The 19,429-nt window shown below is 70.1% G+C and carries 15 protein-coding genes; 14 read left to right on the top strand and 1 reads right to left on the bottom strand.

Features of this window, described 5'->3' with window-relative positions; all coding sequences use genetic code 11:
* The first annotated feature begins 50 nt into the window (after window positions 1-50).
* The 13 genes from ABZT74_RS07355 (at window position 51) to ABZT74_RS07295 (ending at window position 14,272) form a co-directional block, all read left to right on the top strand.
* A complete protein-coding gene (locus tag ABZT74_RS07355; RefSeq protein WP_356165606.1) occupies window positions 51-1,718 on the top strand; it encodes a UDP-N-acetylmuramoyl-L-alanyl-D-glutamate--2,6-diaminopimelate ligase in 1,668 nt (555 codons plus the stop codon).
* Between the two features lie 4 nt (window positions 1,719-1,722).
* Window positions 1,723-3,129 carry a UDP-N-acetylmuramoyl-tripeptide--D-alanyl-D-alanine ligase gene (gene murF, locus ABZT74_RS07350; RefSeq protein ID WP_355870168.1) on the top strand — a complete coding sequence of 469 codons (1,407 nt, stop codon included), beginning with the start codon at window positions 1,723-1,725 and terminating at the stop codon, window positions 3,127-3,129.
* On the top strand, window positions 3,126-4,199 hold the full coding sequence (gene mraY, locus ABZT74_RS07345; RefSeq protein ID WP_355870165.1) for a phospho-N-acetylmuramoyl-pentapeptide-transferase: 1,074 nt from the start codon (window positions 3,126-3,128) through the stop codon (window positions 4,197-4,199). The genes murF and mraY overlap by 4 nt, the downstream gene beginning before the upstream one ends.
* Window positions 4,181-5,608, top strand: a complete 1,428-nt coding sequence (gene murD / locus ABZT74_RS07340) for a UDP-N-acetylmuramoyl-L-alanine--D-glutamate ligase (RefSeq protein ID WP_355870162.1) — start codon at window positions 4,181-4,183, stop codon at window positions 5,606-5,608. The genes mraY and murD overlap by 19 nt, the downstream gene beginning before the upstream one ends.
* Before the next feature lie 69 nt (window positions 5,609-5,677).
* A complete protein-coding gene (gene ftsW / locus ABZT74_RS07335) occupies window positions 5,678-7,042 on the top strand; it encodes a putative lipid II flippase FtsW (protein ID WP_356165603.1) in 1,365 nt (454 codons plus the stop codon).
* Window positions 7,043-7,048: 6 nt separating this feature from the next.
* Window positions 7,049-8,140, top strand: a complete 1,092-nt coding sequence (murG, locus tag ABZT74_RS07330) for an undecaprenyldiphospho-muramoylpentapeptide beta-N-acetylglucosaminyltransferase (protein ID WP_081216733.1) — start codon at window positions 7,049-7,051, stop codon at window positions 8,138-8,140.
* 25 nt (window positions 8,141-8,165) lie between these two features.
* The gene (locus tag ABZT74_RS07325) at window positions 8,166-8,951 is read left to right on the top strand and encodes an FtsQ-type POTRA domain-containing protein (RefSeq protein ID WP_356433697.1); all 786 of its coding nucleotides are present in this window, start codon (window positions 8,166-8,168) and stop codon (window positions 8,949-8,951) included.
* A gap of 276 nt (window positions 8,952-9,227) precedes the next feature.
* Window positions 9,228-10,421, top strand: coding sequence for a cell division protein FtsZ (ftsZ, locus tag ABZT74_RS07320; RefSeq protein WP_355870153.1), 1,194 nt, complete (start codon window positions 9,228-9,230; stop codon window positions 10,419-10,421).
* Window positions 10,418-11,155, top strand: a complete 738-nt coding sequence (pgeF, locus tag ABZT74_RS07315; protein WP_356165595.1) for a peptidoglycan editing factor PgeF — start codon at window positions 10,418-10,420, stop codon at window positions 11,153-11,155. Before ftsZ ends, pgeF begins: the two co-directional genes overlap by 4 nt.
* 6 nt (window positions 11,156-11,161) lie before the next feature.
* Window positions 11,162-11,881: a YggS family pyridoxal phosphate-dependent enzyme gene (locus ABZT74_RS07310; RefSeq protein ID WP_356433696.1), complete on the top strand. Its 720-nt coding sequence runs from the start codon at window positions 11,162-11,164 to the stop codon at window positions 11,879-11,881.
* Window positions 11,882-12,010: 129 nt separating this feature from the next.
* Window positions 12,011-12,652, top strand: coding sequence for a cell division protein SepF (gene sepF, locus ABZT74_RS07305; protein WP_355870145.1), 642 nt, complete (start codon window positions 12,011-12,013; stop codon window positions 12,650-12,652).
* Window positions 12,653-12,705: 53 nt separating this feature from the next.
* Window positions 12,706-12,990, top strand: a complete 285-nt coding sequence (locus ABZT74_RS07300) for a YggT family protein (RefSeq protein ID WP_261706878.1) — start codon at window positions 12,706-12,708, stop codon at window positions 12,988-12,990.
* 46 nt (window positions 12,991-13,036) lie between these two features.
* Window positions 13,037-14,272 carry a DivIVA domain-containing protein gene (locus ABZT74_RS07295; protein WP_356165589.1) on the top strand — a complete coding sequence of 412 codons (1,236 nt, stop codon included), beginning with the start codon at window positions 13,037-13,039 and terminating at the stop codon, window positions 14,270-14,272.
* Window positions 14,273-14,593: 321 nt separating this feature from the next.
* Here the strand turns inward: ABZT74_RS07295 and ileS are convergent, their stop codons facing one another.
* Window positions 14,594-17,737 carry an isoleucine--tRNA ligase gene (gene ileS / locus ABZT74_RS07290; protein ID WP_356165586.1) on the bottom strand — a complete coding sequence of 1,048 codons (3,144 nt, stop codon included), beginning with the start codon at window positions 17,735-17,737 and terminating at the stop codon, window positions 14,594-14,596.
* Between the two features lie 582 nt (window positions 17,738-18,319).
* On the opposite strand from ileS, the gene ABZT74_RS07285 reads away from it, so the two are divergent.
* Window positions 18,320-19,396 (top strand): TraR/DksA C4-type zinc finger protein, encoded by a 1,077-nt coding sequence (locus ABZT74_RS07285; protein ID WP_356433695.1) that lies wholly within the window; start codon window positions 18,320-18,322, stop codon window positions 19,394-19,396.
* Window positions 19,397-19,429: the final 33 nt, after the last annotated feature.

Here is a 19,429-nt window from a genome sequence, read left to right as displayed (position 1 = left end):
CGGCCGCACGCCCCGACCGGCCCCCACGCACAACGGACCAGGAACCACTCGTGACAACGATCACCCCGGACCCCGGGAACCGCTCCTCATCGCAGGACCCGTCCCCGCCCTCGCTTCGCCCCGGCGGGGGTGCGCCCGGTACGCTCACCGCCGTGCCAACCGCTGATCAGTCCCAAACCCCCCAGAAGGGCGTTCCTGTGACATATCCGGGGCCGCCGCGACCGGTTCACGTCTCCGCCACACACCTCGGAGAACTGGCCGGTCAACTGGGCGCCGAGAAGCCGGGGAGCGACGCGGAGGTCACGGGCATCACCCATGACTCCCGCGCGGTGCGCCCCGGTGACGTGTACGCCGCCCTGCCCGGGGCGCGTCTGCACGGCGCCGACTTCGTGACCCAGGCGGCCGGCCTCGGTGCCGTCGCCGTCCTCACCGACCCGACCGGCGCCGAACGCGCCGCGGCCACCGGTCTGCCGGTCCTCGTCGTCGAGGACCCGCGCGGATCGATGGGTGAACTGGCGGCCACCATCTACGGCCACCCGGGGCGCGATCTCCTGCAGATCGGCATCACGGGCACCTCCGGCAAGACCACGACCGCCTACCTGGTCGAGGGCGGCCTGAAGACCGTCCGTTCCACCGGGCTCATCGGCACGGTCGAGATGCGCATCGGCGACGAGCGCATCAAGTCGGAGCGCACCACGCCCGAAGCCACCGACCTCCAGGCCCTGTTCGCCGTCATGCGCGAGCGCGGGGTCGACTCGGTCGCGATGGAGGTCTCCAGTCACGCGCTGGTCCTCGGCCGGGTCGACGGCTGCGTCTTCGACATCGCCGTCTTCAACAACCTGAGCCCGGAACACATGGAGTTCCACTCCGGCATGGAGGACTACTTCCAGGCCAAGGCCCAGCTGTTCACGCCGGAGCGCAGCAGGCTCGGTGTGGTCAACCTCGACGACGAGTACGGTCGCCGGCTCACCGTGGAGGCCGGCGTCCCCGTCGTCACCTTCTCCGCCGAGGGCCACCCCGACGCCGACTGGCGCGCCGAGGACGTCGAAGTCGGTCCGATGGACTCGACGTTCACCGCGGTCGGCCCCAAGGGTGAGCGGATCACCGCGCGCTCGCCGCTCGCCGGCCCCTTCAACGTGGCGAACACCCTCGCCGCGATCGTCGCCCTCGCCGTCGCGGGGATCGACCCGCAGACCGCCGCGGACGGCGTCGCCGCCGTGCCGGGGGTCCCGGGCCGGCTGGAGCGGATCGACGAGGGCCAGCCGTACCTCGCCGTCGTCGACTACGCCCACAAGACGGACGCCGTCGAGTCGGTGCTGCGCGCCCTGCGCAAGGTGACCGAGGGCGAGCTGCACGTGGTGCTCGGCTGCGGCGGCGACCGGGACAGGACCAAGCGGATGCCGATGGGCGCGGCCGTGGCCCGGCTCGCCGACACGGCCGTCCTGACCTCAGACAACCCCCGCTCCGAGGACCCGCTGGCCATTCTCGCCACGATGCTCGCGGGTGCCGCCGAGGTACCGGCGCACGAGCGCGGCGAGGTCCAGGTCTTCGAGGACCGGGCCGCCGCCATCGCCGCGGCCGTCGCGCGCGCAAAGCCGGGCGACACCGTGCTGATCGCGGGCAAGGGACACGAGCAGGGCCAGGACATCGCCGGGGTGGTGCGTCCCTTCGACGACCGCCAGGTGCTTCGCGAAGCTATCCAGCAGACCCAGGGATGAACTTGTGATCGCCCTCTCTCTCGCCGAGATCGCAGCAGTCGTCGGCGGGCAGACGTACGACATACCCGATCCGGCGGTACAGGTCACCGGACCGGTCGTCAGGGACTCCCGTGAAGTGGAGCCCGGCAGCCTCTTCGTCGCCTTCGTCGGCGAACGCGTGGACGGCCACGACTTCGCCGAGGCGGTGGTCGCGGCGGGCGCGGTCGCCCTCCTGGCGTCCCGCCCCGTCGGCGTGCCCGCCATCGTGGTCGACGACGTGCAGGCCGCGCTCGGCGCCCTCGCCCGGCATGTCGTCGAGCGCCTCGGCGCGACCCTCGTCGCCCTCACCGGCTCCGCGGGCAAGACCAGCACCAAGGACCTGATCGCCCAGGTGCTGCGGAGCAAGGCCCCGACCGTCTTCACGCCCGGGTCCCTCAACAACGAGATCGGACTGCCCCTCACCGCGCTCAGCGCCACCGAGGAGACCCGGTTCCTCGTCCTGGAGATGGGTGCCCGCGGCATCGGGCACATCCGCTACCTCACCGGACTCACCCCGCCGAAGATCGGTCTCGTCCTCAACGTCGGCACCGCCCACATCGGCGAGTTCGGCGGCCGCGAGCAGATCGCGCAAGCAAAGGGCGAGATGGTCGAGGGCCTTCCCGAGGAGGGCGCCGCGATCCTCAACGCGGACGATCCGCTCGTCCGCGCGATGGCGTCCCGCACCAAGGCGCGCGTGATCCTTTTCGGAGAGTCCGACGAAGCGGACGTACGTGCCGAGAACGTCCGCCTCACGGAGAACGGACAGCCCGCCTTCAGCCTTCGCACACCCTCCGGGTGCAGTGATGTGACCATGCGCCTGTACGGTGAGCACCACGTGTCGAACGCGCTCGCCGCCGCCGCCGTCGCCCATGAGCTGGGCATGTCCGCAGACGAGATCGCCCGTGCGCTCTCCGAGGCGGGCTCCCTCTCCCGTTGGCGGATGGAGGTCACCGAGCGTCCGGACGGCGTGACGGTCGTCAACGACGCCTACAACGCGAACCCCGAGTCCATGCGAGCCGCCCTGCGCGCGCTCGCGTCGATGGGCAAGGGGAGGCGGACCTGGGCGGTGCTCGGTCAGATGGCCGAGCTCGGGGACGAGGCGCTCGCCGAGCACGACGCGGTCGGACGGCTTGCCGTCCGGCTCAATGTCGGCAAGCTCGTCGCGGTCGGGGGCAGGGAAGCGTCCTGGCTGCAACTGGGCGCATATAACGAGGGTTCGTGGGGTGAGGAGTCGGTGCACGTGTCCGACGCACAGGCGGCTGTCGACCTGTTGCGCAGCGAGCTGCGCCCGGGAGACGTCGTACTCGTGAAGGCGTCCAGGTCCGTCGGGCTGGAACGGGTGGCGCTGGCGCTGCTCTCCGACGGCGCCGAGGGTGAGGTTTCCGCCCGATGATGAAGCAGATCCTGTTCGCGGGAGTCATTGGCCTGTTCTTGACGCTGGTCGGCACTCCGCTGCTGATCAAGCTGCTGGCCAAGAAGGGCTACGGCCAGTACATCCGCGACGACGGCCCGCGCGAGCACGCAAGCAAGCGCGGTACGCCGACCATGGGTGGTATCGCCTTCATCCTCGCGACGATCATCGCGTACTTCCTGTCGAAGGTGATCACGGGTTACACGCCCACGTTCTCCGGCCTGCTGGTGCTCGGCCTGATGGCGGGCATGGGCCTGGTCGGGTTCCTGGACGACTACATCAAGATCATCAAGCGGCGTTCGCTCGGCCTGCGGGCCAAGGCGAAGATGGCCGGGCAGCTGATCGTGGGCATCAGTTTCGCGGTGCTGGCGCTGATGTTCGCCGACAACCGCGGCAACACCCCGGCCTCCACGAAGCTCTCCTTCGTCCAGGACTTCGGCTGGTCCATCGGCCCGGTGCTGTTCGTGGTCTGGGCGCTGTTCATGATTCTCGCCATGTCGAACGGCGTGAACCTGACGGACGGTCTGGACGGCCTCGCCACCGGCGCCGCGACGATGGTCTTCGGCGCATACACCTTCATCGGGGTCTGGCAGTTCCAGGAGTCCTGCGCCAACGCGGCGACCCTGACCAACCCGGGTGCCTGCTACGAGGTACGAGATCCACTCGACCTGGCCGTCGTCGCCTCCGCCCTCATGGGCGCCTGCTTCGGCTTCCTGTGGTGGAACACCTCGCCCGCCAAGATCTTCATGGGCGATACCGGTTCGCTGGCCCTCGGCGGAGCGCTCGCCGGTCTCGCGATCTGCTCGCGCACGGAGATCCTGGTCGCCCTGCTCGGCGGTCTCTTCGTCCTCATCACCATGTCGGTGGTCATCCAGGTCGGCTCCTTCAAACTGACCGGGAAACGCGTCTTCCGCATGGCCCCACTGCAACACCACTTCGAATTGAAGGGGTGGTCCGAAGTCCTTGTCGTGGTCCGCTTCTGGATCATCCAGGGCATGTGCGTGATCGTCGGACTCGGCCTCTTCTACGCAGGATGGGCAGCCAAGAAGTGACCAACTGGCAGGGCAGGAACGTCACCGTCGCCGGCCTCGGTGTCTCGGGCATCCCGGCGGCCAGGGTCCTGCACGGCCTCGGCGCGGTCGTCACCGTCGTCAACGACGGCGACGACGACCGGGCCCGGGCGCAGGCCGCGGAACTGGAGGCGCTCGGCGTCACCGTGCGCCTCGGTGACGGCGCGACCCTGCCCGAGGGCACCGACCTCGTCGTCACCGCGCCCGGCTGGCAGCCCGGCAAGCCGCTGTTCGCCGCGGCCGCCGCGGCCGGTGTCCCCGTCTGGGGCGACGTCGAACTCGCCTGGCGGCTGCGGGACCTGGACGGACGGGAGCCCGCACCCTGGCTCGCCGTCACCGGCACCAACGGCAAGACCACCACCGTGCAGATGCTCGCCTCCATCCTGAAGGCGGCGGGCCTGCGCACGGCCGCGGTCGGCAACATCGGCGTCTCCCTGCTCGACGCGGTCCTCGGCGAGGAGAAGTACGACGTCCTCGCCGTCGAACTCTCCAGCTACCAGCTGCACTGGGCGCCCTCGCTGCGCGCCCACTCCGCCGTGGTGCTCAACCTCGCGCCGGACCACCTCGACTGGCACGGCTCCATGGAGGCGTACGCCGCCGACAAGGGCCGCGTGTACGAGGGCAATCGGGTCGCCTGCGTCTACAACGTGGCCGACAAGGCCACCGAGGACCTGGTGCGCGAGGCCGACGTCGAGGAGGGCTGCCGGGCGATCGGCTTCACCCTCGGCGCGCCCGGACCCTCCCAACTCGGCGTCGTCGACGGCATCCTGGTCGACCGCGCCTTCGTCGAGAACCGGCAGAAGAACGCCCAGGAGCTGGCCGAGGTCTCCGACGTCCGGCCGGCCGCCCCGCACAACATCGCCAACGCCCTTGCCGCGGCGGCCCTGGCACGCGCCTACGGGGTGCCTCCCCGGGCCGTACGGGACGGGCTGCGGGACTTCACCCCCGACGCCCACCGCATCGCGCACGTGGCCGACGTGGACGAGGTCGCCTACGTCGACGACTCCAAGGCGACCAACACGCATGCCGCGGAAGCCTCCTTGGCGGCCTACGAGTCGATCGTGTGGATCGCCGGCGGTCTCGCCAAGGGCGCGACCTTCGACGAACTCGTCAGCAAGTCGGCGAAGCGGCTCCGCGGCGCCGTCCTGATCGGCGCGGATCGCGCTCTGATCCGCGAAGCCCTGGCGCGACACGCCCCGGAAGTACCCGTCGTCGACCTCGACCGGACCGACACTGGGGCGATGCTCGCGGCTGTCCGGGAGGCCAAGGGGCTCGCCCGGGCCGGCGATACGGTGCTGTTGGCGCCGGCCTGTGCGTCCATGGACATGTTCGCCAACTACAACAAGCGCGGTGACGCGTTCGCGGAGGCGGTTCGCGAACTCGGCGCCTGACCCCGGCCGGCTCGCCGGGCGAACCTGGGAGGGACGGACGCGTGACATCGCTGTGGCCCGGAGACGCCGATGCCGACTAGCCGTACCGGACGACCTCCCGTGCAGCGGGCGGCCCGGCGCCCCGCCCTCGCCCGCACCCCCCACGACAACCCCGCGGGCCGGTTCGTCACACGCGCCCGCAGGGCCTGGGACCGGCCCCTGACCGCGTACTACCTGATCCTCGGCGGCAGCCTGCTGATCACCGTGCTGGGCCTCGTGATGGTCTACTCGGCCTCGCAGATCACCGCGCTCCAGCTGTCGTTGCCCGGGTCGTACTTCTTCCGCAAGCAGTTCCTGGCCGCCGTGATCGGCGGGGTGCTCATGCTGGTCGCCTCACGGATGCCGGTGAAGCTGCACCGGGCCCTGGCCTACCCGATGCTGGCGGGTGCCGTCTTCCTGATGGCCCTGGTCCAGGTCCCCGGCATAGGGGTCGAGATCAACGGCAACCAGAACTGGATCTCCCTCGGCGGTTCCTTCCAGATCCAGCCCAGCGAGTTCGGCAAGCTCGCGCTCGTCCTGTGGGGCGCCGACCTGCTCGCCCGCAAACAGGACAAGCGGCTGCTGACCCAGTGGAAGCACATGCTGGTGCCGCTCGTGCCCGCCGCCTTCATGCTGCTCGGCCTGATCATGCTCGGCGGCGACATGGGCACGGCCATCATCCTCACGGCCATCCTGTTCGGCCTGCTGTGGCTGGCCGGAGCGCCCACGCGGCTGTTCGTCGGCGTGCTCTCCGTCGCCCTCGCCATCGGCTTCATCCTCATCAAGACGAGCCCCAACCGCATGTCCCGGCTGGCGTGCATCGGCGCCACCGAACCCGGCCCGCACGACACCTGCTGGCAGGCCGTGCACGGCATCTACGCCCTCGCCTCCGGCGGGCTCTTCGGCTCCGGCCTCGGGGCCAGTGTGGAGAAATGGGGCCAACTGCCGGAAGCGCACACCGACTTCATCTTCGCCATCACCGGGGAGGAACTGGGCCTCGCGGGGACGCTGTCGGTCCTCGCCCTCTTCGCGGCTCTAGGCTATGCGGGTATCCGCGTGGCCGGACGCACGGAGGACCCCTTCGTGAGGTATGCCGCGGGAGGCGTGACCACCTGGATCACGGCACAGGCCGTGATCAACGTCGGTGCGGTGCTCGGTCTGCTGCCGATCGCCGGTGTTCCGCTCCCGCTGTTCTCCTACGGGGGTTCCGCCCTGCTGCCGACCATGTTCGCCATCGGGCTCCTGATCGCCTTCGCGCGTGAGGATCCCGCTGCGCGGGCGGCCCTCGCCATGCGGCAACCCCGCTTTGGCAGAAAGCGGCCTGCGGTGAGAGGCTCCGCGGGGGCCGCGGGGCCTCGGAGATGGAACACGATGCGACGGCGTGCCTCGGCGGCGCGTTCGTCCGGAGAGCGGTGAATTTCGGTGCATGTCGTACTCGCCGGCGGGGGGACCGCCGGCCACATCGAGCCCGCGCTCGCCCTCGCGGATGCCCTGCGGAGGCAGGACCCGACCGTGGGGATCACGGCCCTGGGCACAGAACGCGGACTTGAGACCCGACTCGTACCCGAGCGCGGCTACGAACTCGCGCTCATTCCCGCCGTACCCCTGCCGCGCAAGCCCACCCCCGAGCTGATCACCGTCCCCGGACGGCTGCGCGGCACGATCAAGGCCGTCGAGCAGATCATGGAGCGCACCAAGGCGGACGCGGTCGTCGGCTTCGGCGGCTACGTGGCCCTGCCCGGCTACCTGGCGGCCAAGCGCCTCGGCGTGCCGATCATCATCCACGAGGCCAACGCGCGCCCCGGGCTGGCCAACAAGATCGGCTCGCGCTACGCGGCCCAGGTCGCCGTCTCCACGCCCGACAGCAAGCTCCGCGGCGCCAGGTACATCGGCATCCCGCTGCGCCGCTCGATCGCCACCCTCGACCGTGCCGCGGTACGGCCCGAGGCGCGCGCCGCGTTCGGGCTCGACCCGAACCTGCCCACGCTCCTCGTGTCGGGCGGCTCGCAGGGCGCCCGCCGCCTCAACGAGGTGGTGCAGCAGGCCGCTCCGTACCTCCAGCAGGCCGGAATCCAGATCCTGCACGCGGTCGGCCCGAAGAACGAACTGCCGCAGGTGCACCAGATGCCGGGGATGCCCCCGTACATCCCGGTACCGTACGTGGACCGGATGGATCTCGCGTACGCCGCGGCCGACATGATGCTCTGCCGCGCGGGCGCGATGACCGTCGCCGAACTCTCCGCCGTCGGGCTCCCCGCCGCCTACGTCCCGCTGCCCATCGGCAACGGCGAACAGCGGCTGAACGCCCAGCCGGTGGTCAAGGCCGGCGGCGGACTGCTGGTCGACGACGCGGAACTGACCCCGCAGTGGGTGCAGCAGAACGTGCTGCCCGTGCTCGCCGACCCGCACCGGCTGTACGAGATGTCCCGCGCCGCCAGCGAGTTCGGCCGCCGGGACGCCGACGACCTGCTCGTCGGCATGGTGTACGAGGCGATCGCCTCGCGCCACCGCTAGGACCGCATGAGGGAAGGCAGGGAGCGTGGCCGGACCGACGACCGCCGAGCGCGGTGAACGGCAGAAGCTGGAATCCGGCCCGCCCCGGCCGCCCTTCCTCGGGCGGCTCCGCCGCCCTCATAGGCTCATCATCCTTATTCTCACTGTGGTGTTGGCCCTCGCCGCCACCCTGTGGATTCTGTACGGTTCGCCCTGGTTGCGGGTGGAACGCGTATCGGCCTCCGGTACACGGGTCCTGACGCCCGAACAGGTGCGGAAAGCGGCCGACGTTCCCGTCGGCTCCCCGCTGGTCTCCGTCGACACGGGCGCGATCGAGGCCCGGCTGCGCCGGAAACTGCCCCGGATCGACTCGGTCGACGTCGTCCGTTCCTGGCCGCACGGAATCAGCTTGAACGTGACCGAGCGGACGCCGGTCCTGCTGATCGAAAAGGGCGCAAACGTCATCGAAGTGGACGACGAGGGCGTGCGATTCGCCACCGTTTCCGATGCGCCGAAGAACGTACCGTCGCTGGAATTGGCCGTGTCCCGCCCCGAGTCGCTGCGCCGTTTCCCCACCGACCGGCTGGTGCGCGCGGCGGTCCGGATCGCCGGCGACATTCCTTCCGCGGTCGCCCGCGACACCCGTGCGGTCAAGGTCCGTTCCTACGACGCCGTGTCGCTGGAGTTGAAGGACGGCCGGACCGTGGCGTGGGGCAGCGGCGAGAACGGCCGGGCGAAGGCCAGAACACTCACCGCTCTCATGAAAGCCGCTCCGAAGGCCCGGCACTTCGACGTGAGCGCTCCCACCGCCCCTGCCTCATCAGGGAGTTGACGCACATCTGTGCAGGCCAGCACCCTGGTTGGGCAGCGACATGGCTGATCACATAGGGTGAAAAGAAAAACGGGAGGTTCGGCGTGTTCGTTGAACGTGCGCCACTTGTCGACCTAGTGTCCTGTTCGGAAGAGTCCAAGGAACAGACACACTGGTAACCCTAAACTTCAGCGTTAGGGTTCGGGTCGGCGTTCGGACCGTCCCATTCGGCATCAGTCGTCGGATCGCGAACACCGCGAGGCGACGACACGTAACTCGAGGCGAGAGGCCTTCGACGTGGCAGCACCGCAGAACTACCTCGCAGTCATCAAAGTCATCGGTGTCGGCGGCGGTGGTGTCAATGCCATCAACCGGATGATCGAGGTCGGTCTCAAGGGCGTCGAGTTCATCGCCATCAACACCGACGCACAGGCGCTGTTGATGAGCGACGCCGACGTCAAGCTCGACGTCGGCCGGGAACTCACGCGCGGCCTCGGGGCCGGAGCCAACCCGGCAGTCGGCCGCAAGGCCGCCGAGGACCACCGCGAGGAGATCGAGGAGGTCCTCAAGGGGGCCGACATGGTCTTCGTGACAGCCGGTGAAGGCGGTGGCACGGGCACCGGCGGCGCTCCGGTGGTGGCGAACATCGCCCGCTCGCTCGGCGCCCTCACCATCGGCGTGGTCACCCGCCCCTTCACTTTCGAGGGCCGGCGCCGCGCCAACCAGGCGGAGGACGGCATCGCCGAACTCCGCGAAGAGGTCGACACCCTCATCGTCATCCCGAACGACCGGCTGCTGTCCATCTCGGACCGCCAGGTCTCGGTCCTCGACGCCTTCAAGTCGGCGGACCAGGTCCTGCTCTCCGGTGTTCAGGGCATCACCGACCTCATCACCACGCCCGGTCTGATCAACCTCGACTTCGCCGACGTCAAGTCCGTGATGTCCGAGGCGGGTTCGGCCCTCATGGGCATCGGCTCGGCCCGCGGCGACGACCGCGCGGTGGCCGCCGCGGAGATGGCGATCTCCTCGCCGCTCCTCGAGGCCTCCATCGACGGCGCCCGCGGCGTCCTGCTCTCCATCTCCGGTGGCTCCGACCTCGGTCTGTTCGAGATCAACGAGGCCGCCCAGCTGGTGAGCGAGGCCGCGCACCCCGAGGCCAACATCATCTTCGGCGCGGTCATCGACGACGCGCTCGGCGACGAGGTGCGGGTCACCGTCATCGCCGCGGGATTCGACGGCGGCCAGCCGCCGGCCAAGCGGGACAACGTCCTCGGTTCGACCTCGGCCCGACGTGAGGAGCCCGCCCCGGCGCGCGCCTCCGAGAGCCGCCCGTCCTTCGGGTCGCTCGGCAGCGTCACCCCGAAGGAGGCCGCCCCGGAGCCCGCTCCGGAGCCGGTCAGCGAACTGCCCGTCTCCCCGCCGGTCCCGCCGTCCCGTTCCTACTCGGACAGCGCGGCCGAGGAACTGGACGTGCCGGACTTCCTGAAGTGATAGGACAGCGCTCCGGAACGAGCAACGCGAACGGCGCCCATTTCGCCTTCACCGACCGGTGGGGCGGAGTGAGCGCCGTTCCGTACGAGGAGCTCAACCTCGGCGGAGCGGTCGGCGACGACCCGGAGGCCGTACGCGCCAACCGGGACCTCGCCGCCAAGGCGCTCGGGCTCGACCCGGCCGGGGTCGTCTGGATGAACCAGGTGCACGGCCCGGACGTCGCGGTGGTCGAGGGACCGTGGGACTCCGCGGACATCCCGTCCGTCGACGCCCTCGTCACCACGCGGCGCGGACTGGCACTCGCCGTCCTGACCGCCGACTGCACCCCCGTTCTGCTGGCCGACCCGGTCGCCGGGGTGGCGGCCGCCGCCCACGCGGGACGGCCGGGCATGATCGCCGGCGTGGTGCCCGCCGCCGTGCGGGCCATGGTGGAACTCGGCGCCGATCCGGCCAGGATCGTCGCCCGCACCGGCCCCGCGGTGTGCGGCCGGTGCTACGAAGTACCGGACGCGATGCGCGCCGAGGTCGCCGCCGTCGAACCGGCGGCGTACTCCGAGACGAGTTGGGGAACTCCCGCGGTCGACGTGACCGCCGGGGTGCACGCGCAGTTGGAACGGCTCGGCGTGCGCGACCGGGAGCAGTCGCCGGTCTGCACGATCGAGTCGGGGGACCACTTCTCGTACCGACGGGACCGCACCACCGGGCGGCTCGCGGGCTATGTCTGGCTGGACTGATGGGGCATGACGGACCGTAAGGCTCAACTCGCCGAAAACCTGGCGAAAGTGGAAGACCGCATCACGGCGGCGTGCATGATGGCAGGTCGTCGGCGTGAAGAGGTGACCCTCATCGTGGTCACCAAGACGTATCCGGCGAGCGATGTGCGGATTCTCTCGGAACTCGGTGTGCGGCATGTCGCCGAGAACCGGGACCAGGACGCGGCGCCCAAGGCGGCGGAATGCTCCGATCTGCCCCTCACATGGCATTTCGTCGGACAGCTGCAGACCAACAAGGTGCGTTCCGTGGTCGGTTACGCGGATCTCGTGCAGTCCGTCGACCGCGCGCGTCTCGTCACGGCCCTCTCGAAGGAGGCGGTGCGGACGGAGCGCGAGATCGGATGCCTGATCCAGGTGGCGCTGGACGCGCAGGAGAGCGGTCGCGGCGAGCGCGGAGGCGTGGGAACCGGCGGGATCGCGGAGTTGGGCGACCTCGTCGCCGGGGCTCCCGGGCTCCGGCTCGACGGACTGATGACCGTCGCCCCGCTCGCCGGTGAGTACGCGGGCCGGCAACAGGCGGCGTTCGAGCGGCTGATGGATTTGTCGACTGTCCTGCGCAGGGCGCATCCGGCTGCGAACATGGTCTCGGCAGGGATGAGCTCGGACCTCGAACAGGCCGTGGCAGCCGGAGCGACACATGTACGCGTCGGTACTGCGGTACTCGGAGTCCGACCCAGGCTCGGGTAACGTCGCCAAGAAGTCGGACCACAGCAGAAAATATGGTCATTTCCGCCGCAGGCGGGCATAACGACCTCGTGGATCGCGGGCACTTGGCAGTTCGTCAGCCGATCCACCACAGAGCGGAGGACTCAGAGCATGGCCGGCGCGATGCGCAAGATGGCGGTCTACCTCGGCCTCGTGGAGGACGATGGGTACGACGGCAGGGGATTCGACCCCGACGACGACTTCGAGCCCGAGCTCGACCCGGAGCCCGAGCGGGACCGGCGACGGCATGAGCCGCCCCACCAGTCACATCAGGCGCACCAGTCCCAACGGGACGAATCGGTACGAGTGGTACAGCCCTCGGCCCCGCGCGACCCGGTGCCCCATTCCGCTTCGCTCGGCGCGGAGTCCGGGCGTCCGGCACGCATCGCCCCCGTGGCGTCCATCACACAAGAACGTCAGCCCCTGGAGAAGAACGCCCCGGTGATCATGCCCAAGGTCGTGTCGGAACGAGAGCCGTACCGGATCACCACGCTGCACCCCCGGACCTACAACGAGGCCCGTACCATCGGGGAACACTTCCGTGAAGGCACCCCGGTGATCATGAATCTGACCGAGATGGATGACACCGATGCGAAGCGACTTGTCGACTTTGCGGCCGGTTTGGTGTTTGGTCTCCACGGCAGCATCGAGCGGGTGACGCAGAAGGTGTTCCTGTTGTCGCCTGCTAACGTCGATGTCACGGCGGAGGACAAGGCCCGCATCGCAGAGGGCGGGTTCTTCAACCAGAGCTGAGACGCAGGACCGGAACACCGCAGGGGAAACAGGGGAGAGGGAAGCACGGGATCATGAGCGTGGTCGGGCAGGTCTTCTACATCGCGCTGATGTGCTTCCTCATCGTGCTGATTTTCCGGTTGGTCATGGACTACGTCTTCCAGTTCGCCCGCTCATGGCAACCCGGCAAGGCGATGGTGGTCGTTCTGGAGGCCACCTACACTGTCACCGATCCACCGCTCAAGCTTCTGCGGCGGTTCATTCCGCCGCTGCGTCTCGGGGGCGTGGCGCTTGACCTGTCCTTCTTCGTACTGATGATCATCGTCTACATCCTGATCTCCGTCGTGAGCCGGCTGTGAACGATACGGTCTTGCCGAATGCCGACGACTACGTTGAGGTGAAGAGATGCCGTTGACCCCCGAGGACGTGCGGAACAAGCAGTTCACGACCGTCCGCCTCCGAGAAGGCTATGACGAGGACGAGGTCGATGCCTTCCTCGATGAGGTCGAAGCCGAACTGACGCGCCTGCTCCGCGAGAACGAGGACTTGCGCGCCAAGCTGGCCGCTGCCACGCGCGCGGCCGCGCAGAACCAGCAGCAGCAGGGGATGCGCAAGCCTCCTGAACAGCAGGACCAGCAGGGTCCGCCGCAGGGCATGCGCGGTGGCCCGGGTGCTCCCGTGCCCGCGGGCATATCGGGCCCGCCGCAGCAGCAGATGGGTGGCCCCATGGGCGGCCCGCCCCAGCTGCCGAGCGGTGCACCGCAGCTTCCCGCCGGCCCCAGCGGCCAGGGCGGCCAGCAGGGCCAGGGCGGTCCCATGGGCCAGGGTGGTCCGATGGGCCAGGGCCCGATGGGTCAGGGTCCGATGGGCCAGGGCCCCATGGGCCAGGGTGGTCCGATGGGCCAGGGCCCCATGGGTCAGGGTCCGATGGGCCAGGGTCCCGGTCAGATGCAGCAGATGCAGCAGATGGGCGGCCCGATGGGCGGTCCCATGGGTGGCCCCATGGGCGGCCACGGTCCGCAGATGCCGCAGCAGGGTCCCGGTGGCGACAGCGCCGCCCGTGTTCTCTCGCTCGCTCAGCAGACCGCCGACCAGGCGATCGCCGAGGCCCGTTCCGAGGCCAACAAGATCGTCGGTGAGGCCCGCAGCCGCGCCGAGGGTCTGGAGCGCGACGCCCGTGCCAAGGCCGACGCCCTGGAGCGGGACGCGCAGGAGAAGCACCGCGTCGCGATGGGCTCCCTGGAGTCCGCCCGCGCCACGCTGGAGCGCAAGGTCGAGGACCTGCGCGGCTTCGAGCGCGAGTACCGCACGCGTCTGAAGTCCTACCTGGAGTCGCAGCTGCGCCAGCTGGAGACGCAGGCGGACGACTCGCTCGCCCCGCCGCGCACCCCGGCCACGGCCTCCCTGCCGTCGTCCTCCGCGCCCTCCATGGCTCCCGCGGGCGCCGGTGCCCCGTCCTACGGCGGCGGCAACCAGGGCATGGGTGGCCAGGCTCCGGCCGCGCCGTCCTACGGCGGACAGCAGCAGATGTCGCCGGCGATGACCCAGCCGATGGCTCCGGTGCGGCCCCAGGGCCCGTCGCCGATGCAGCAGGCGCCCTCGCCGATGCGCGGGTTCCTCATCGACGAGGACGACAACTGACGGCCTTGAGTACGCCTTAGGCGTCGGCAGCGTTCAGGGCGGAGCCCCCGGATCATCCGGGGGCTCCGCCCTTTTGCGCTGTCCGTGAGGTGCCAGGGCGGGGATGCCCGGTGCGAGCGCCCGGGGGCGACGCGGCGGGGGACGCGTACGGGGGCGCCGGGACGCGGGTGCCTGAACGGCAGCGGTCGTACGAGCGTCCTGAACGGGGCTGCTCGCGCGGGAGCTTGTGCGGGGTGCGCGACGACGAAGGCCCGGGTCGCCAGGAAGTCCTGGCGGCCCGGGCCTTCGGTCCGTACGGCCCCGGAGGGTCGTGCCGGGGTGTTACGCCTTGCGGAGGCGGAACGTCAGGGACAGACCCTCGTCTGTGAAGGGCTCCCCGTAGGCGCCGTCGGCGTCGCCCTGCGCGAAGTCCGTGGCGAGCACCTCGTCGGAGATCAGCGTCGCGTGCTCACCGAGTGCCGCGGCGACCGCCGGGTCCGTGGAGGTCCAGCGGAGCGCGATGCGGTCGGCGACGTCCAGGCCGCTGTTCTTGCGGGCCTCCTGGATCAGCCGGATCGCGTCACGGGCGAGGCCCGCCTGGCGCAGCTCCTCCGTGATCTCCAGGTCGAGGGCGACGGTGGCGCCGGAGTCGGACGCGACCGACCAGCCCTCGCGCGGGGTCTCCGTGATGATGACCTCGTCCGGGGCCAGCGTCACGGTCTCGCCGTCCACCGCGACCGACGCGGTGCCCTCGCGCAGAGCGAGCGACAGGGCGGCGGCGTCGGTCTCGGCGATGGCCTTCGCGACGGCCTGGACGCCCTTGCCGAAGCGCTTGCCCAGCGCGCGGAAGTTCGCCTTGGCGGTCGTGTCGACCAGTGAGCCGCCGACCTCGGAGAGCGATGCGAGGGAACTCACGTTCAGTTCCTCGGTGATCTGCGCGTGCAGTTCGCGGTCGAGCGTCTCGAAGCCGGTCGCGGCGACCAGCGCGCGCGACAGCGGCTGACGCGTCTTGACGCCCGACTCCGCGCGCGTGGCGCGGCCGAGCTCCACGAGACGGCGGACCAGGAGCATCTGGCGCGACAGCTCCGGGTCGATGGCGGACAGGTCCGCCTCCGGCCACGTCGACAGGTGGACCGACTCGGGGGCGTCCGCGGAGACCGGGACGACCAGGTCCTGCCAGACCCGCTCGGTGATGAACGGGGTCAGCGGGGCCATCAGCCGCGTGACCGTCTCCACGACCTCGTGCAGGGTGCGCAGCGCGGCCTTGTCGCCCTGCCAGAAGCGGCGGCGGGACCGGCGCACGTACCAGTTGGAGAGGTCGTCGACGAACGCCGACAGAAGCTTGCCGGCGCGCTGGGTGTCGTAGGCCTCCAGCGCCTGCGTCACCTGGTCGGTGAGCGCGTGCAGTTCGGAGAGCAGCCAGCGGTCGAGGACCGGACGGTCGGCCGGGGCCGGATCGGCCTCGCTGGGCGCCCAGCCGGCGGTGCGGGCGTACAGCGCCTGGAAGGCGACGGTGTTCCAGTACGTGAGGAGCGTCTTGCGGACGACCTCCTGGATCGTGCCGTGGCCCACGCGGCGTGCCGCCCACGGGGAGCCGCCGGCCGCCATGAACCAGCGCACGGCGTCGGCGCCGTGCTGGTCCATCAGCGGGATCGGCTGCAGGATGTTGCCCAGGTGCTTGGACATCTTGCGGCCGTCCTCGGCGAGGATGTGGCCGAGGCACACGACGTTCTCGTACGAGGACTTGTCGAAGACCAGCGTGCCGACGGCCATCAGCGTGTAGAACCAGCCGCGGGTCTGGTCGATGGCCTCGCTGATGAACTGCGCCGGGTAGCGGCTCTCGAACAGTTCCTTGTTCTTGTACGGGTAGCCCCACTGCGCGAACGGCATCGAACCCGAGTCGTACCAGGCGTCGATGACCTCCGGGACGCGGGTCGCGGTCAGACCGCAGCCGCCCTCCGGGCACGGGAAGGTGACCGCGTCGATGAACGGGCGGTGCGGGTCCAGGTCCGACTGGTCGCTGCCGGTCAGCTCGCTCAGCTCGGCGCGCGAGCCGACGCAGGTGACGTGGCCCTCCTCGCAGCGCCACAACGGGAGCGGGGTGCCCCAGTAGCGGCTGCGGGAGAGCGCCCAGTCGATGTTGTTGTTCAGCCAGTCGCCGAAGCGGCCGTGCTTGACGGACTCCGGGAACCAGTTGGTCCCCTCGTTCTCCTCGAGGAGGCGGTCCTTGACGGCGGTGGTGCGGATGTACCAGGACGGCTGCGCGTAGTACAGCAGCGCGGTGTGGCAGCGCCAGCAGTGCGGGTAACTGTGCTCGTACGGAACGTGCTTGAAGAGCAGGCCGCGGCTCTGGAGGTCCTCGGTGAGCTTCTCGTCCGCCTTCTTGAAGAAGACACCGCCCACCAGGGGGACGCTCTCCTCGAAGGTGCCGTTCGGGCGGATCGGGTTCACCACGGGCAGGCCGTACGCGCGGCACACCTTGAGGTCGTCCTCACCGAAGGCGGGGGACTGGTGGACCAGACCCGTACCGTCCTCGGTCGTCACGTACTCGGCGTTGACCACGAAGTGCGCCGCTTCGGGGAACTCGATGAGCTCGAAAGGACGTTGGTAGGTCCAGCGCTCCATCTCGGCGCCCGTGAAGGACTCGCCCGTGCTCTCCCAGCCCTCGCCGAGCGACTTCTCGACGAGCGGCTGCGCGACGACGAGCTGCTCCTCGCCGTTCGTCACGACGACATAGGTGACGCCCGGGTGCGCGGCGACGGCGGTGTTGGAGACCAGGGTCCACGGGGTGGTCGTCCACACCAGGAGCGAGGCACGGCCGGCCAGCGGACCGGAGGTGAGCGGGAAACGGACGTAGACGGAGGGGTCGACGATCGTCTCGTAGCCCTGCGCCAGCTCGTGGTCCGACAGGCCCGTCTCGTCGCGCGGGCACCAGGGGGCCACACGGTAGTCCTGGACGAGCAGGCCCTTGTTGAAGATCTCCTTGAGCGACCACCACACGGACTCGATGTACTCGGGGTCCATGGTCCGGTAGGCGTCGTCCAGGTCGACCCAGTAGCCCATGCGGTTCGTCAGCTCGGTGAACGCGTCGGTGTGACGGGTCACCGACTCACGGCACTGCGCGTTGAACTCGGCGATGCCGAACGCCTCGATGTCCTGCTTGCCGGTGAAGCCCAGCTCCTTCTCGACCGCCAGCTCCACGGGCAGCCCGTGGCAGTCCCAGCCGGCCTTGCGCCCCACGTGGTAGCCACGCATGGTGCGGAAGCGCGGGAAGACGTCCTTGAAGACGCGCGCCTCGATGTGGTGAGCGCCCGGCATGCCGTTGGCGGTGGGCGGACCCTCGTAGAACACCCACTCCGGCCGGCCCTCGGACTGGTCGAGGCTCTTGGCGAAGATCTTCTGCTCACGCCAGAAGTCGAGCACGGCGTGCTCGAGGGCGGGCAGGTCGACCTGGGCGGGCACCTGGCGGTACGTCGGCGCTGTCATCGGCGAGCTTCCTCCAACGGACTTTCTGCCTTCCGTCGGAGGGACGAGAGCCTTGTTGCTGCGGACGCCGTGTTCGGCGCGCTCCCGCGGTACCACCCTCCTTGGCCCGCCCGTGCGCCGTTCGCACCGGTGAGCCCCCTCATTGGGGTCGCGATGCCGGGTCTACTGGCCCCTCAGGGGTGTTCTGCCGGCGGCTCCGGGGTGATCTTCGCGTCGCGCTGGCCCCCGGGCTTCCACCGTCCCCGGGTCTCTCTTGGCCGCGTACGCCGCTACTCGTCCCCATCCACGCTTCTCGCTGCGCCCAGTGTACGGCGCCCCGGGGACAGTGGCCGACCGGTTTTCCCGGTCACCGCCGTGGCCTGCGCGGTGACCCGAATGCCGCGCGGCGGCCGTCCGGATCCCGGGACAGCGGTCCCGGCGGATTACCCGGCGGGGAGCTGGGCACAACGCTTGCATGCCTGCCGCGCGGGACCCTCGGGGCGGGCGATTCGCGGGCGTGCCCCGTTGCCGCGGGCCAGAAGTCGATTTATCGTCCCAGCACGACGCGCGAGCAAGATCACAAAATGTGAAGGGGCCGCGGCCATGGTGGCGAAGAAGACCGCCGTACAGCAGTCGGCGTCCGGCAGATCCACGGGTTCGGCGGCCAAGAATGTGGGTGGGAAGAAGAGCGCACAGGGGGCTTCCGCGACGAGCGAGGCGAAACCGGTGAAGACGACCTCCAGGACAGCGACCCCGGCCGCGACGGTGACCGCGAAGACGGTGACGGCCGAGACCGTGACCGCGAAGACGGCCGACACGACTGTCGCCAAGAAGGCCACCGACAAGAAGGCCGGCGCCAAGGCGGCCGACAGGAAGAAGGCCGCCGCGAAGGCACCGGCGAGGAAGACCTCGGCCGCGAAGACCGCGTCCACGGGGACGGCGGCTTCCGAGGCGGGGACCACCAAGGCGGGTACCGCGAGGAAGCCCGCCGCGAAGAAGGCCACGGCGAAGAAGGCCACGGCGAAGAAGGCCACGGCGAAGAGGACTCCCGCCAAGAAGGCGGCGGCCGCGGCGAAGAAGCAGGTGTCCGGGAAGACCGCGGGTACGGCGCGGAAGAGCAGCAGTACGGCCAAGAAGACGGCCGCGTCCGCGGCCGAGGGCGCGGCGGAGGCCGCGGAGACGACGGGAGCCACGACGGTGGTTGCGAAGAAGACCCCTGGCACGGCCACGGCCGCCAAGAAGTCCACCGCGGTTCCCAAGGCGCGGCTCGCCGCGGCGGAGTCCGGCGAGCTCGCCGTGCGCCCCGGCGAGGACCCCTGGACACCGGACGAGGTCGAGGAGGCCCGTGCGGAGCTCCAGTCGGAGGCGCTGCGGCTGAGCGCCGAGATCTCGACCTCCGAGGCGGCCCTCGCCGGCCTGATGCGTGACTCCGGTGACGGCGCGGGCGACGACGAGGCGGACACCGGCACGAAGAACATCACGCGCGAGCACGAGATGGCGCTGAACTCCAACGCGCGCGAGATGCTGGAGCAGACCGAGCGCGCCCTGCACCGCCTCGACGCGGGGACGTACGGCCTCTGCGAGAACTGCGGCAACGCCATCGGCAAGGCGCGGATGCAGGCCTTCCCGCGGGCCACGCTCTGCGTCGAATGCAAGCAGAAGCAGGAACGCCGGCACTGAACGGCGGGCCGGGCCTCCCGCGCGCCGCGCCGT

The sequence above is a fragment of the Streptomyces sp. NPDC005302 genome (genome assembly GCF_040607345.1).
GTDB lineage: Bacteria > Actinomycetota > Actinomycetes > Streptomycetales > Streptomycetaceae > Streptomyces.
The sequence above is the reverse complement of the archived record's forward strand: the minus strand, read 5'-3'. Positions and strand labels throughout refer to the sequence as shown.